The 14,324-nt window shown below is 63.6% G+C and carries 14 protein-coding genes; 9 read left to right on the top strand and 5 right to left on the bottom strand.

Features of this window, described 5'->3' with window-relative positions; genetic code table 11:
- The first annotated feature begins 132 nt into the window (after positions 1–132).
- The 5 genes from R6254_RS03850 (at position 133) to R6254_RS03830 (ending at position 4,344) form a co-directional block, all read left to right on the top strand.
- Positions 133–1,041, top strand: a complete 909-nt coding sequence (locus R6254_RS03850; RefSeq protein ID WP_318404560.1) for a DMT family transporter — start codon at positions 133–135, stop codon at positions 1,039–1,041.
- 60 nt (positions 1,042–1,101) lie between these two features.
- On the top strand, positions 1,102–1,944 hold the full coding sequence (locus R6254_RS03845) for a LuxR C-terminal-related transcriptional regulator (RefSeq protein WP_318404559.1): 843 nt from the start codon (positions 1,102–1,104) through the stop codon (positions 1,942–1,944).
- 132 nt (positions 1,945–2,076) lie between these two features.
- Positions 2,077–3,120, top strand: a complete 1,044-nt coding sequence (locus R6254_RS03840; protein ID WP_318404558.1) for an aromatic ring-hydroxylating dioxygenase subunit alpha — start codon at positions 2,077–2,079, stop codon at positions 3,118–3,120.
- Between the two features lie 44 nt (positions 3,121–3,164).
- Entirely contained in the window at positions 3,165–4,178 is a 1,014-nt protein-coding gene (locus R6254_RS03835; protein ID WP_318404556.1) for a Bug family tripartite tricarboxylate transporter substrate binding protein, read from the top strand.
- 1 nt (position 4,179) lies between these two features.
- Entirely contained in the window at positions 4,180–4,344 is a 165-nt protein-coding gene (locus R6254_RS03830) for a rubredoxin (RefSeq protein WP_318405200.1), read from the top strand.
- A gap of 92 nt (positions 4,345–4,436) precedes the next feature.
- Here the strand turns inward: R6254_RS03830 and R6254_RS03825 are convergent, their stop codons facing one another.
- The 3 genes from R6254_RS03825 to R6254_RS03815 form a co-directional block, all read right to left on the bottom strand.
- Complete coding sequence (locus R6254_RS03825) at positions 4,437–6,152, bottom strand: hypothetical protein (RefSeq protein WP_318404555.1); 1,716 nt, start codon at positions 6,150–6,152, stop codon at positions 4,437–4,439.
- A 134-nt stretch (positions 6,153–6,286) separates the two neighbouring features.
- The gene (locus R6254_RS03820; protein ID WP_318404553.1) at positions 6,287–6,970 is read right to left on the bottom strand and encodes a cold shock and DUF1294 domain-containing protein; all 684 of its coding nucleotides are present in this window, start codon (positions 6,968–6,970) and stop codon (positions 6,287–6,289) included.
- 118 nt (positions 6,971–7,088) lie between these two features.
- The gene (locus tag R6254_RS03815) at positions 7,089–8,018 is read right to left on the bottom strand and encodes a CoA transferase (protein ID WP_318404552.1); all 930 of its coding nucleotides are present in this window, start codon (positions 8,016–8,018) and stop codon (positions 7,089–7,091) included.
- Positions 8,019–8,223: 205 nt separating this feature from the next.
- On the opposite strand from R6254_RS03815, the gene R6254_RS03810 reads away from it, so the two are divergent.
- Together R6254_RS03810 and R6254_RS03805 are read left to right on the top strand one after the other, a co-directional pair.
- Positions 8,224–8,793, top strand: a complete 570-nt coding sequence (locus R6254_RS03810) for a DUF2975 domain-containing protein (protein ID WP_318404550.1) — start codon at positions 8,224–8,226, stop codon at positions 8,791–8,793.
- Positions 8,794–8,805: 12 nt separating this feature from the next.
- Positions 8,806–9,021: a helix-turn-helix domain-containing protein gene (locus R6254_RS03805; protein ID WP_318404548.1), complete on the top strand. Its 216-nt coding sequence runs from the start codon at positions 8,806–8,808 to the stop codon at positions 9,019–9,021.
- 138 nt (positions 9,022–9,159) lie between these two features.
- Here R6254_RS03805 and pobA read toward each other — a convergent pair whose 3' ends face one another.
- On the bottom strand, positions 9,160–10,326 hold the full coding sequence (gene pobA / locus R6254_RS03800; RefSeq protein WP_318404546.1) for a 4-hydroxybenzoate 3-monooxygenase: 1,167 nt from the start codon (positions 10,324–10,326) through the stop codon (positions 9,160–9,162).
- A gap of 219 nt (positions 10,327–10,545) precedes the next feature.
- On the opposite strand from pobA, the gene R6254_RS03795 reads away from it, so the two are divergent.
- Positions 10,546–11,310, top strand: a complete 765-nt coding sequence (locus R6254_RS03795) for an IclR family transcriptional regulator domain-containing protein (RefSeq protein ID WP_318405198.1) — start codon at positions 10,546–10,548, stop codon at positions 11,308–11,310.
- Between the two features lie 86 nt (positions 11,311–11,396).
- Positions 11,397–13,595 (top strand): ATP-dependent DNA helicase DinG, encoded by a 2,199-nt coding sequence (gene dinG / locus R6254_RS03790; protein WP_318404545.1) that lies wholly within the window; start codon positions 11,397–11,399, stop codon positions 13,593–13,595.
- Between the two features lie 6 nt (positions 13,596–13,601).
- Here dinG and R6254_RS03785 read toward each other — a convergent pair whose 3' ends face one another.
- Positions 13,602–14,315 (bottom strand): ABC transporter ATP-binding protein, encoded by a 714-nt coding sequence (locus R6254_RS03785; RefSeq protein WP_318404544.1) that lies wholly within the window; start codon positions 14,313–14,315, stop codon positions 13,602–13,604.
- Between the last annotated feature and the right edge of the window lie 9 nt (positions 14,316–14,324).

The following is a 14,324-nucleotide window of genomic DNA, read 5'->3' as shown; positions in this document are numbered from 1 at the left end:
CGCCATGCGGCTGCGCCTGTTCTTCTACGGATGAAGAACATCAGCGTGCAGCCATGAGTTGACGCGCCTGCCTGCCTTTTCTTTCTTCTGGCAACACAGCCTTGCGGCAGGCACACGGAGGGAGATATTTGTATGAATACCCGAACATCGGCCGCTCTGGCCTGGGGTGGCGTCCTGCTTGCGGGCGTCTTGTGGGGAGTGGGCGCGCTGGTCGCCCAAGCTGTGATGGCCGGCGGCATGACGCCGTTCAGTCTGTCGCTGGCGCGGTTTGCGCTGGGCTTGCCGCTGCTCTGGTGGTGGCATTGTCGGCAACGTACGAGGACACCCGCCACCGGCCGTTGGCGGCATTTGCCCTGGCGCGAGCGGGCGCTGATTGTGGGTACAGGCCTGGCCATGGCCATGAACGTCACTTGCTGGTTCATGGGGGTTAGCTACATAGGCGCGGCCTTGCCCACCGTCATTTCGATTTGCTGCGCGCCGGTGGTGGTGGCGCTGCTGTCGGTGCTGCGTGGGTATGAACGCGCCAATGGTCGACTGCTCGCGGCCTTGACGCTGGCGCTGCTGGGTGTCGCCTTGATCGTGGTCCCAACACAGGCCCTGGCCTTGCCGCCCGACTACGTGGCCGGCCTGTTGTGGTCGTTCGCCTCGGCGGCCTTGTATTCGCTGGTGGTGCTGGGCAACGCCCGCATGCCGGCGCATGTGCCGGCGGTCAGCGCCTCGGCCTGGAGCATGGCGGTAGCGGCGCTGCTGATGCTGGTCCTGGCCAGTACACAAGGCTTGAGCTGGCCGCAGGGCAGCACCGCCTGGCTGCAGGTGGCGTACACCGGCGTGGCCACCGCCTCGATCGCCTACCTGGCTTTTGCCTGGGGCGCGCGCCGCCTGTCACCGACGGCGACCGTGGTGGGTACGCTGATTGAGCCGTTGGTGGCGGCCCTGGCAGCCGCGTGGTGGTTGGCTGAACCCCTGAGCGCGCGACAAGGTGTGGGCGCTTTGTTGCTCGGGACGGCGATGTTGTTGCTGGCTCGACGGCGCTGCGCCTGAGGATGTGAAACCAGTGTTTACGCGGTAACGGCAGGCGCCTAAAAGTCCTATCATCCGGCCATGTTGGAAACATGGCATATCGACGCTGCATCAAGCTCTCAGGCGCTGCCTGCAAGCTCGGTGGCCCTGTTGCTGGACGCTCCGCACAACGACGAGCCCGCGGCCAAGATGCTGGATTTTTTAAACGCCATGATGCCGGTGGATTACCTGTCCCTGGTCGAGTACGTCAACCAGGGCGGTGTGGCCGCCCCTGCGCTGGTGGAAGGCCATGCCAGCAACCGGCAACTGAGCCAAGTCACGGCCGACTGCTTCTCGCGCTACCGCAAACACTTCTGGCGCGTAGACCAAGGCACCCAGATTGCCCAGCACCTGAACCGCAGCCACAGTGCCTCGACGCCGGTCACGGCCCTGCATTTCAGTGCCGATGACATTCTTGTGGACTCCTGGCGCATCGACATCTACGACCGTGCCAACCTGGCCGACCGCCTGAGTTTTTTCTACTCACCAACGCCGGGTTCGGCCTACGCCATCAACCTGTACCGCGACAATACACAAGGCCCGTTCCAGCCTTGCGAAATCCAGCGGCTGCTGGGCGTGGCGCCGCTGCTCAGGCAAACCCACAGGGGTGTATTGCGCAGCGGACCGGTGCAAGCCGAAGGACAGGCGCTGGCGTCACGCATCGCCACGGCCGAGATCATCCTCCGCCGCAAAGCACCCGAGTTGTCCCCGCGTGAGCTGGCCGTTTGCGCGCATATTGCCTGCGGCATCAGCGCGGACGGCATCGCGGCCGAGCTGGGCGTGGCGCCTTCCACGGTGATCACGCTGCGTAAACGTGCCTACGCCAAGTTCGCCGGTCGTGGCATCACGGCGAGCCGCCTGCAGTTGGCCGCGCTGGTTCGCTAAAACAGCCCCGGGCTTTCCGGCCGACCGAAAAACCCTACTTGTCCCCCATGAGGGGGACAAGCGCCTGCGCGGCCCCCTGCACCATGACTCCTGTATCAACCCGGGTCCAAGAACCCGCAGGAGACAAAAAACATGTGGCTACGAAACTGTTGGTACGTGATCGCCTGGGATCACGACATTCCCGCTGCCGCGTCGGGCGAGCTGTTCACCCGCACCGTGCTCAATGAGCCCATCCTGGTGCTGCGTACCGAAAGCGGAGCGCTCGCCGCGATGGAGGATCGCTGCTGCCACCGCCTGGCACCGCTGTCCAAGGGGCGCAGGGAAGGGGACTGCGTGCGCTGCGGCTACCACGGACTGAAGTTCGATGCCACAGGCCGCTGCGTGGACGCGCCCGGTATTCCCATCGTGCCGGAAAAGGCGCGGGTCAAGACTTACCCGGTGGTCTCGCACAACCGCTGGGTTTTTGTCTGGATGGGCGAGCCGGCCAAGGCCGATCGCGCGCTGTTGCCGGACAACTTCTCCTGCGACCATCCGGGCTGGGTGCACCAGCCTGGTTACATGCATTACGACACGCCTTACCTGCTGATCTGCGACAACCTGCTGGATTTTTCGCACCTGAGTTATGTGCACGAAAAAACGCTGGGCGGCAGCACGGCCATTGCCCAGGCCACCCCGACCATCGAGAAGATAGACGGCCCCGGTCAGCAGGGCATCAAGGTCACACGCCGTGTCGCCAACGTGCCGCCGCCGCCGTATTACCGCAAGATGCGCAACTTTGATTCGGCGGTGGACCGCTGGTTCATCTACGAGTTCCAGTTGCCTGGCACGCTGCTGATGCATTCCGGCGGCCGGCCGGTGACGGACGCCCCCGACGACATGCGCAATGCCGTGCGCCTGCACAGCTGCCAGACCCTGACGCCGGAGACCGAGACCAGCACGCATTACTTCTTCCAGCAGTCACATCCGGCCGACCAGGGCGATACCTCGGTGACCGAGGGTATCTTCGCCAGCCTGATCGCCGCCTTCAACGAAGACCGCGACATGATCACCGCCCAGCACCGCAACATGCTGCTCAAACCCGGCGCACCCATGCTGCCGCTGGCCATGGACTCGGCCCTGATGCAGTTTCGCCGCCTGCTGGCGCAGCGTGTGGCCGATGAAGCGGCCGCAGCCTGACTTTTCCAGAACGCTTTCAAATAACAAACCCCAGGAGACAAAACATGCGTCGTATTTTTATCGCCCGGACCCTGAAGAAAATTGCCTTGGCCGCCTTGTTTGCAGGTGCCGCCGGCGTGGCCCTGGCACAAGTCCCGGCGGCAGGCGCGGGGCAGGCCTACCCCAGCAAGCCGATTCGCCTCGTTGTACCTTACCCGGCGGGCGGTGCCACCGATTTTGTGGCCCGGTTGATCGGTGAACGTTTGTCCAGGCGATGGGGCCAGCCTGTGCTGGTGGACAACAAATCAGGCGCAGCCGGCGCCATTGGCGTGGCCGACGTGGCCAAGGCGGAACCGGATGGTTATACCGTTTTGTTCACCATCAATGATCCGCTGGTGAACAACGTGGCGCTGTTCAAGACACTGCCTTATGACCCCCAAAAAGACCTGGCCTTTGTGGCGCAAATCCTGCGCAGCCCGGCGCTGATTTCAGCCAACACCGAGCTGGGTGTGAAGAACTTCGAGGACTTCCGCAAGCTGGCCGTGCCGGCCGCCAAGTTCAGCTACGGCTCCTGGGGTATAGGCGGCCTGGGTCACCTGGCTGGCGAGGCGCTGAACCGGAACCTGAAGGCGCAGATGGTGCATGTGCCGCAGCGCGGCGAAGGGCCGGTGGTGCAGGACCTGATGGGCCACACCGTCAGCATTGGCCTGACCAGCGTGGCGACGGCCAAGCAGCAGGTCGCCGCGGGCAAGATTGTGCCGCTCGCGATGATGGGCCGAGAGCGCTCCAGCGCCTTGCCCAACGTGCCCACGCTGCGTGAGCTGGGCTTCACAGACCCGCTGTACGACACCAGCGTCTGGATGGCGGTCCTGGTGCCGGTCAAGACGCCGGCGCCCATCGTGCAGCGGCTGGCCACGGAAATCCGCGCGATTGCCAACAGCGCGGAGGTGCGCAACCAGCTCGTAGACCGCGGCTTCGAGATGCAGGTGAGCACGCCTGAACAGGCTCAGGCCAACTACAAGGCCGAGTTCGACATCATCACCAAGCGTATTCGCGACCTGGGCATAGAGCCGCAATGACCTGACGACCTGGATTTGTCTCGTCTGCGGCTTTGTCTACGACGAAGCCACCAGCCGGCCTGAGGATGGCATCGCCGCCGGCACGCCTTGGGCCGAGGTTCCGGACAGCTGGAGTTGCCCGGACTGCGGCGTAGCCAAGGGCAATTTCAGCCTGGTTGAGTTTTAGCGCGGCCAGGGCCCGTTGCCTCACCTCGAAGTCGCTATTGTTTTGGGAGCTGCTTGCGCCCGTGGGGCAAGGGCTGGAGGCTTATTTGGTGCTTATTGCTGATTCAGCTGGAGCCGGAGGCGTTTTCCGTCCACCACCAGATCGCTCCAGTCGGGTTGGGCAATGTGGGCATCTTCCAGCCTGGCACTGTCGAACTTGCCATCCGATCCTCGGGAGGAGAAGTTGCCTGCCTGTTTCCACGTGTCGTTGGACTGTGTAAACACCGTGCCATGCATCTGCCGCTCGGAATTGAACAGCAGGAGTTCGTTCTGACCATCGTTATTCAAGTCACCCAGCCAGACGACACAGCTGGCGCTGGCTTCCAGGCATTTGCTGAACATCCAGTCCTGTTTCGATGCCTGCACATGTTTGAGGAATGACGCCGGCAGCATCTGCTGCCTGGGAAACACGCGCAGCTTTTCCTGAACGTAGGCTTCGCTCACCACCGTCGGTGCAGTCTCGAAGGGGCGGGTTTGCGCCAGCATGCTCGTCGCCTGTTTCTGCCACTTGCCATCGGTGGGGCCGTCCGTGCTTGCGGCGATGCCTTGCAGTGCTTCGCGGCCAAACCGGCCCGAGCGCCAGCGCAGGTAGTTCCAGTCGGGCTCGATCGCACCATGGGCGGCCGTCACATGCCGGACATGAAAGGACACCGCGAGCCGCTGGATGTCGGCCAGAGGCGTCAGGAAGGCCAGCAAGCCCAGGCATAAAACGATGGCCGCGACGATGTTGGTCCGGGCGATGCTGGCAATCCAGCGCTCTGCCTTCAGCCACGACAAGGCGTAACCCACGGCATAAATGGCTGCGATGGCGGCTACCAGCCCCGCCCAAAGGCGCTGCTCCGACAGGCCATGCTGCGCTACACGCAAACCAAGGGCCCACCAGGCGATGGCGACCACGGGCAACAAGCTTAACCAGGCCGCTTGTGTGGCGCGGGCAAGCCAGGGCGGGTAAGGCGATGAAATCTCACCGTCCTGGTAGGCGCAGTTGGAAAACTTCACTGCCAGCGCGGCAAACCACAGCATGATGAGCGCTGCGCTTTTGGTCTTGAACAAGGGATCAAGCCCGGTGAAGGGCACAGCCGCCGCCCACAACACGCCAAAAAACAGAACCAGAGGCAACAGCCACGACGAAATCGAGAGCCAGAATCGGCGTATCGACTCGGCCATGGCGGCGCGGGCCAGCCCGAGTGAAAAAGCGGCGGCAAACACCAGGCTGGTCACCGGAAAGATAAAGGCCGGCTCGGTGATGAGGTCCTTGATCTGCTTGACCCCGATCAGCGCCATCAGGCTGGCGCCGGCAAACAGCACCAGCCAGGCGGCACCGGTCATGGCTGCGGCGGTCACCAGCAGGATGCCATTGCGCCATGTGTAGTTGAAGAGCCTGGCGTAGTTCCAGCGGCGTAGCGCCACGTCAAAACCGCAGAGCAAACTCAGGCTGACAAAACCCAGAACAAGGGCGGCCAGTACGTTGGCGGGTTCGAGGCCGGTTTGGCGGCCGGTCGCACCCGACGCCCAGGCCGCATAAGCACCCAGCGCAGCGTACACCACAAGGTAGGCCAGCGCCGCGGCACGCCGCAGCCATGCCGGAAAACGGGCTATGCCTTGCAGGCAATAGATCACCAGTGGCACGGCGAAGGCGGCGTACAAAAGGGCCGTGTACGCAAGCGGCTCGGTGGCTGGCCAATGCCCGAGTTTGAGGGCGTGCCACAACCACCAGAAAATCAGGCCCTGAATGACCCCGGCGCCAAGCACCGTTGTTTGCAAGCGCATTTTTCTCCCTGTCTGTGTCAATTGCCGTGTATTGTGCCTGCGCCTTAGCCCTCAGCGCGTTGAGCCCCAGCCGGGTTCTTCTCTGGATTTTGAGTTAAATAAGTCTCTAGCCCTTGAGAGGTGGGCGCAGGCAGCTATAAATTTGGTAGCAATTTAGACAGGTTCGGCAGGTGTTCACGAAACAGCCAGCCCGTCAAGGCGAGGCCATGCAGCCCCACGGTGGCCCGGTAGGCCGCACGGAAAGACGCCTTGCTCGACTTGTGCCGAAGGACCTGCTGGGCGAACCAGGCGCCCGGCCAGCCGCCCAGCAGGCTGAACAGGTGCAGCGTGTTTTCGGCGGTGCGCCACTGGCCTTTTTGCGCCGCGTACTTGTCGAGCCAGTAAACAAAAAAGGTCGCCAAGTTCAGCAGCAGGGCGATCAACGGTGTCGCCATCGGCAAGCGTCGGCTCCAGATGCCCCAGGCGATCAGTCCGGCCCACGCGAGCATCAGCAGCAGGGCGGGCAGGATAGGCGTGGCCGTGGCCGGCGCGGCTGGACGCCGCGATGCGCGTTGCTGGGCGACGGGGGTGTTGCGGCTGCGCCGCTCAATCGGTGGCGCGCCCGCACGCGGCGCGTGTATTGCCGATTGCACGGCTGTTGCACGCGGCCCTTTGCCCCCGACGTGGATTTCCTCAAAACTCACGGTCATGCCTTCCTGCAGCGCGAGGCCGCGGCAATCGCGTGTGTGAACAAAAATATCGGCGCTGCTCGCTGGGCTGCGAATGAAGCCGAATCCGCGCGCCGCATCCCAGCGCACGATGCTTCCCTGTTTTCTCATGGCTTGATTTTTCTGTCGTGAGGGTGAGGGGCGCTGGCCTGTCGGGCTTGTCACGCCGCCCCGAGAACGGACGCGGGAGGAAGGATCCGCCCAGTTGAGAAAGGCAAGGCCCAAACGCTTAGGCCTCGGCCAGTGTGTGCAGCGGAATGTCTTTGTTCACCGCCAATTGGTCGAGTTGCCGGCGGGTTTGCGTCAACAAAAAGGCGGCGATGGCCTGGTGGGTGGCGGGGGCAAACATGGCTTTCAGGGAGGACAGCTCGACGCCGGCCGCGGCGCACAGGCTGGCCGCAAAATGCGGCTCCAGCGCGGCCACGGCGACGCGGCCGTCCTGGCAGGGATAAACGCGGTAGCCGGCATGACCGCCGCCGACGGCGCCGCCGGGTGTGGTCAGGCCCCAGGCGCGGGGCAGGCCCAGGTAGCGGGCGGCGCTGGACAGGGCCACCTCCAGAAACACGCCTTGCGGATGCGGGTCTCCCGTGCCCGCATACGGCTGGCGCTGGTGGATCACGGCTTGCAACACCGCTTCGCTGGCCATCACCGAGCCGCCCATGTCGGCATACAGGGTGGGCGGTAGCGCCAGCCCGGTCACCAGGTCGTTGTCGGCCATGTAGGTCAGGTCGTGGCCGGGTTCTTCACCCGCTTCACCGGGCGCGCCAACGATGGCGACCTGACTCAACGCCGGATAACGGTGGTGCAGCGCCGGCCAGCTCAAGCCCAGCTTGACCAGTGCGGAAGGGCGAAAAGAGGTGAGTAAGACATCGGTTTTGCTCAGCGCGCGGTGCAGGGTTTGCTGGCCCTCGTCGGTCTTCAGGTCGGCCACGCTCACACGCACGCCTTCGTGCAGCGCGGCATAGGCCGCCGGGTTGTATTGGCCCATGGGGTCGCCCGAGGCGCCTGGCGGGGCGTCCTTGTGCGGCGGCGGCTCCAGCTTGATACAAGTGGCGCCCATCTGCCGGCAACGCATCAGCGCGGCAGGGCCGGGCAGGTTGAGCGCCAGGCTCAGGATACGTACACCTTGGAGCGGTTTGAATGCAGCGGTAGAGGTCATCGGTGGTCGTCGGTAAGAGGAGGGAGGACGGGCAGCGGCCATTGACCTTAACAGACTTTTTCAGCCAGCCAGGCACTGGCGAGTCCGCTAGGTGTCTGGCCTGGATTCCTTAGTAATTTGAAAAAATAAATATAAAACAGAAAATAATTATTGTTTTAAGATAATTATTGCGAGATACTCCAACCCTCCAGAAAGGGGTGTTTCCATGAAGAACAGATTGACGGCTGCGGCTTTGTCGGGCCCCGAAGTGCAGCGCATGAGCAGCGTCTTTGCCTGGGCCTGCTCCCTGCTGGCGGTGAGCCTGCCGCTGGCCGTGTTCTACCAACTGGTGACCCTGTCGACCGAGAGTTTGCTGCTGCGCTCCGGCGTGACCTTGTCGCTGTTGCAGGTCGCCACGCTGGACGTGACCTTGCTGCAACGCTGCCTCGCCGTGGCGCTGGGCATGCTGCCCGTGTGTTGCGCGTCTTACGGCCTGGTGTGTGCGATGCGCTGCTTTGCAGGCTTCTCGCAGGCGGAATATTTCAGCGTGCGCACCGTGCGTTGCCTGCGCGGTTTTGCTGCCGGCATATTTGCTTCGGTGGTGACAGGTTTGCTTATGTCCTTGCTGATCAGCGTGGTGCTGACGGCCAGTGCACCGGGTGGCGAACGTTCACTGGCGATGGCCCTGGGCAGCAACGAGTTGCTGACCCTGCTGTTTGCCGGCATGGTGTGGCAGATCGCCGCCGTGATGGCCAAGGCCGTGGCGCTGGCCGAAGAAAACGCGCAGTTCGTTTAAATCCCAACGCCCGTGTCCATCGTCGTCAAACTCGACGTGATGCTTGCGCAGCGCAAGGCCAGGTCCAAAGATTTGGCGGCGTATGTCGGCATCACCGAAGCCAACATGTCTTTGCTCAAGCAAGGCAAGGTCAAGGGTGTGCGTTTTGACACCTTGCTCAAAATTTGCGAATTTCTGGATTGCCAGCCGGGGGACTTGCTGGTTCATGAGGCAGATCGCGGCGCGTGAGGTTTGTCATCCCGGACTGAACCTGTCCCGGACTTGATCCGGGAATCCGGGATCCATGCCGCATCAACCCACAGTCTCTGTGCGCCAGCATGGATGGCGGGTCAAGCCCGCAATGACAAGTCAACCGGCCGCCGCAACTCAATAGGGCAAGCCCACATAGTTTTCCGCCAGCGCTGTCGAGCCGGCTTCTGAATGGATCAGGTAGTCCAGTTCGGCCGCCTGGATTTTCGGGCCGAAGCCGGTGTCGTCGGGGAATTTGTGCATCAACGAGGTGAACCACCACGAGAAACGCACCGCCTTCCAGACCCGGCGCAAACAGGTATCGGAGTAGTTGTTGATGCCGGCTTCGCTGCCGCCGTAAAACTCGGCGAACGCGCGGGACAGGTAACGAACATCGCTGACCGCCAGGTTCAGGCCCTTGGCGCCTGTGGGCGGCACGATGTGGGCCGCGTCGCCGGCCAGGAACAGGCGACCAAAACGCATGGGTTCGGCCACAAAACTGCGCAGCGGCGCAATGCTTTTTTCAATCGATGGGCCGGTGACCAGGGTTTCAGCCACTTCGGGGGCGAGGCGGCGGCGTAACTCGTCCCAGAAAGCGGTATCGCTCCAATTTTCCACCTTGTCATCGAGCGAACACTGCACGTAATAACGGCTGCGGGTGTGGCTGCGCATGCTGCACAAGGCAAAGCCGCGTTCGTGGTTGGCGTAAATCAGTTCTTCCGACACTGGCGGCGTTTCCGACAACACACCCAGCCAACCGAAAGGATAGACCTTCTCGAAGGTGCGCAACGCGTCGGCCGGCACGCTGGCGCGGCTGACACCGTGGTAACCGTCGCAGCCGGCGATGAAGTCGCACAGCACTTCATGCGTGGCGCCGTTCTTGGTGTAACGCACCTTGGGCTGCGGCGTGTCGAAGTCGTGCAGGGTGACGTTTTCAGCTTCATAAATGGTGGTGAGGCCGGCGGCGGCCCTGGCCTCCATCAGGTCTTTGGTGACTTCGGTCTGGCCGTAGACCGTGACGTTTTTGCCGGTGAGTTTGTGCAGGTCAATGCGGTGGTGCGCACCGCCAAAACCCAGGGCCACACCGCCGTGCACCAGGCCTTCGCGGTGCAGGCGCGCACCGACACCGACTTCATCGAGCAGATCGGCCGTGCCTTGTTCCAGCACGCCGGCGCGGATGCGACCGAGCACATAGTCCTGGCTGCGTTGCTCCAGCACCACCGCATCAATCCCCGCCTTGTAAAGCAGTTGGCCCAGCAAATGTCCGGCCGGTCCACCACCCACAATTGCCACTTGTACACGCATGTCTGTCTCCGCTGATCACGTTGAAATTTTGTCGAGATTCAAGCGTATGCGTTGGACTGGCCGGTGGCTAGATGCTTGCAGCGGCCGGGGTCGGGCTTTGCACGATGTGCGGGGCAATTGTGCGATGATCGCGCAATGAGCGCCCCATCCACACCACGCACACCCTCCGCCCGGACCTCCGGCGAACTGCAGACGAACAAACCCATTGCCAAGGCCGACATGATTGAAGGCATGGCCAAAGGCATGGCCGTGCTGGAAAGTTTTGACACCCAGCGTCAGCGCCTGAATGCAACCTTGGCCGCGGAACGTGCCGGCATCACCCGCGCGGCCGCGCGCCGGCACCTGCTGACCCTGGCGCACCTGGGTTACCTTGAAACCGACGGCAGCTACTTCTGGCTGGCGCCAAAGGTGTTGCGATTTTCGGGCAGTTATCTGGCGTCGGCGCGTTTGCCGCGCGCCATCCAGCCGACCCTGAACCGGCTGGCGGCGCAGACCCAGGAGTCGTTTTCAGCCGGTGTGCTGGACGGGGATGAGGTGGTGATTGTCGGGCGCAGCGGCTACGAGTGGAAAAACTCCTCCGCCGGTGCCGTGCGGGTGCTGGCCTACGGCCTGCACCTGGGCGCCCGGCTGCCGGCCCATGCCACGTCGACCGGACGCGTGTTGCTGGCGGCCCAGCCCAAAACTGCTTTCACGCAATGGCTCAAGGGCCGTCTGCTGCCGCGCCTGACCACCCGCACCACCATAGACCTCAAACAATTTCGCGCCGCGATCGAGCAGGTCAGGGCGGACGACTTCAGCCTGGCGGTGGAGGAGCACGAGCTGGGCGTGCATGCGCTGGCTGTCCCGCTGCGCAACATGCAGGGCAAGACGGTGGCGGCGCTCAACGTGGTGGCTTCGCCGCAGCGTCTGACGGCGCAAGCCATGCAGCGCGATCTGCTGCCGCTGTTGCTGGATGCGGCACGCGAGTTGCGGCCACTTCTTTGAATTTTTCATATCCGGGCCCGGTGTACGCCGGTGCGCAGGATGTTTTCCAATCTCATGCCGCGATCGCGGCTTTTTCCTCCCTATCCATGCTTCCTGACGAGATTTCCCGGTTGGCGCTTGCCGCCTTCGACCACGCGGTGGGCGCGTCCGATACCTTTCGGGACAGGCCCGGCCAGCGCTTGATGGCCGAAAAGGTGGCGCAGACCTTTGGCGCCGCCACGCTGGGCAAAACCGAAGACGACGGCGACGAGCCCGTGCGTGCGATTGCCGTCATCCAGGCCGGCACGGGTGTCGGCAAGTCGCTGGCCTATTGCGCGCCCGCCATCGCGGCGGCCCTGGCGCGCAACACCCGGGTGTTGATCTCCACCGCCACGGTGGCGTTGCAGGAGCAGTTGGTGAGCAAGGACTTGCCGGCGCTGGCGGCCATGCTGCCGCAGCCCTTCCTGTTCGGCCTGGCCAAAGGGCGGGGGCGTTATGTCTGCAAGCTCAAGCTGTCGCGCCAGGCCGGCACGGCGGAGGAGGGCGGAGACGACGACCTGTTTGCCGACGACTTGGCCGCTGCCGCGCCGCAACATGTGACCGAGGCCCGCAGCAGCTTTTATGCCGTGCTGGTGCGCGACCTCGCCAATGGCGCCTGGGACGGCGACCGCGACAACCTGGCCCAGCCGCCCGAGGCCGACTTCTGGTCATCGGTGGCCGCCGAGTCCAGTTCATGCACCGGCAAACATTGTCCGGTGTACGGCCAGTGCACCTATTACGACAAACGCAAGGAGCTGGTGGGTGCGCAAGTGATTGTGGCCAACCACGATTTGCTGATGTCTTCGCTGGGTTCGCGGCTGTTGCCCGATCTGGACAACTGCCTGCTGGTGCTGGATGAAGCCCATCACCTGCCGGCCGTTGCGCTGGACCAGTTTTCCGCATCCATGGATTTGAGCCGCAGCACCTGGCTGGACACGCTGGCGACGCGGGCGCGCCGCATAGGCGGACTCATGACCGTCTCCGAAGCCGCGGACGTGCCCCGGTTTGCCGCGCAACTGCGCCAGGGCCTGCTGGACATCAGCCGGTTGGTGATGGACCTCTACGGCCAGGCCTTCAAGGACGCGCGGGGCAAACACGGGCCGGTGCGGGCACGCCTGCCGCGCGGCAGCCTGCCCCCCGAGCTGGACGAACCGCTGCGCCTGGTGGATGTGCAGGCCGAAAGTTTTCTGGCCGTGCTCAACACCATCGCGAAAGCCTTGCGCGCGGCCATGCGGGACGATCCCGGCGAGGCACGCCGGCTGTCCACCCTGTACGCGCAGTTGGGCATGCTCTCGCCGCGGCTGGAGCAGGTGCATGCCACCACCCAGCTGCTGCTGCGCGAAAGCGAGGGCGAGGGCGAGGGCGAGGGCGAGGGCGAGCAGGAGAACGCGCCCGTGGCCAAATGGTTCACCTTCGAGATGGGCGAGGGCGGCATGGACAGTGGCCTGGTGATCATCAAGGCGCACGCCAGCCCTATCCTCCCGGGTAGCACCTTGCGTCACAACTTCTGGTCACGTGTGCGTTCGGCCGTGGTGACCTCCGCCACCCTCACGAGCTGCGGGCAGTTTGATTTTTACCTGCGCGAGTCCGGCCTGCACAACGATCCGGCCGTGAGCGCGCTGGAAGTCGCCAGCCCATTCGACTATGCCAGCCAGGGACGTTTCGTCACGGTGGAAACCCGGGCCGATCCCAAGCAGGCCGATACTTTCACGGCCGAAATGGTGCAGGCTTTGCTGGGGGACCTGGCCCAGGTGGTACACGGCGCCTTGTGCCTGTTCACCTCGCGCGAGCAGATGCGCCAGGCCGTTGAGGCTTTGGATGGTGGCTTGCGCGAGCAGGTCTTGGTGCAGGGGGAGTTGCCACGTCCTGTGTTGCTCAGGCGCCATCGTGAGCGTGTGGCAGCGGGTCAGGCCTCGGTGATTTTTGGCATGCAGTCTTTTGGCGAAGGCCTGGATTTGCCGGGCCAGCTGTGCGAGTCCGTGTTTATTGCCAAGCTGCCGTTTGCGCCACCGGACGATCCGGTGGGCGAAGCGCGTGCCGAGTGGCTGCGTTCCGTGGGGCGTGATCCCTTCAATGAACTGGTGGTGCCGGCCACGGCCATCCGGTTGGCGCAATGGGCCGGACGGGCCATCCGTACGGAAACCGACCGCGCCTTTGTGTATTGCTACGACCGGCGGCTGGTGAACACCGGTTACGGCCGGCGACTGCTGCAGGGCTTGCCGCCTTTTGTGCAGCAGCGCCGCAGTGCAGCCGGTGTGTTGAGTTAGCCGGGTTTAGACGCCCAGGTATTGCGTCAACAACTCGGGCCGCGCATGTAACTCGGCCGAGCTGCCTTCAAAGACGACTTCACCCTTGACCAGGATGATGTTGCGGTCGGTGATCTGGGTGACGTGTTTCCAATTCTTGTCGACGATCACGCTGCTGATGCCGCTTTCACGGATCACGCCGCAAATGCGCCAGATATCTCGCGCAATCAGCGGCGCCAGGCCTTCGGTGGCTTCGTCGAGGATCAGCACATCGGGATTGGTCATCAACGCACGGCCTATGGTCAGCATCTGCTGCTCGCCACCACTGAGCTGCTGGCCGCCATGGCCCAGGCGTTCTTTCAGGCGTGGAAACGTCTCCAGCACCCTGTCGTAAGTCCAGTCGCGCTGGCCACGGGTGCCGGCGCGCGCCGCCATCTTCAGGTTTTCGACCACGCTGAGGTTGCCGAAGATGCCACGGCCTTCGGGCACGTAGGCAATGCCCAGTTTCGAAATTTCATACGGCGCCCGGCCCAACATGGGTTTGCCGATGATGTCCAAGCTGCCGGAGCGCGGCTTGACCAGGCCCATGATGCTTTTGAGCAAGGTGCTTTTGCCCATGCCGTTGCGGCCCATCAACCCTATGGTTTCGCCGCGCGCCACGGAAAAATTGATGCCGCGCAGGATGTGGCTGGCGCCGTAATAGGTGTGGAGGTTTTTTGCGTCGATCAGTAGCGTGCTCATAAGGTCTCC

This window comes from Polaromonas potterensis, from assembly GCF_033446725.1.
Lineage (GTDB): Bacteria > Pseudomonadota > Gammaproteobacteria > Burkholderiales > Burkholderiaceae_C > Polaromonas.
The sequence above is the reverse complement of the archived record's forward strand: the minus strand, read 5'-3'. Positions and strand labels throughout refer to the sequence as shown.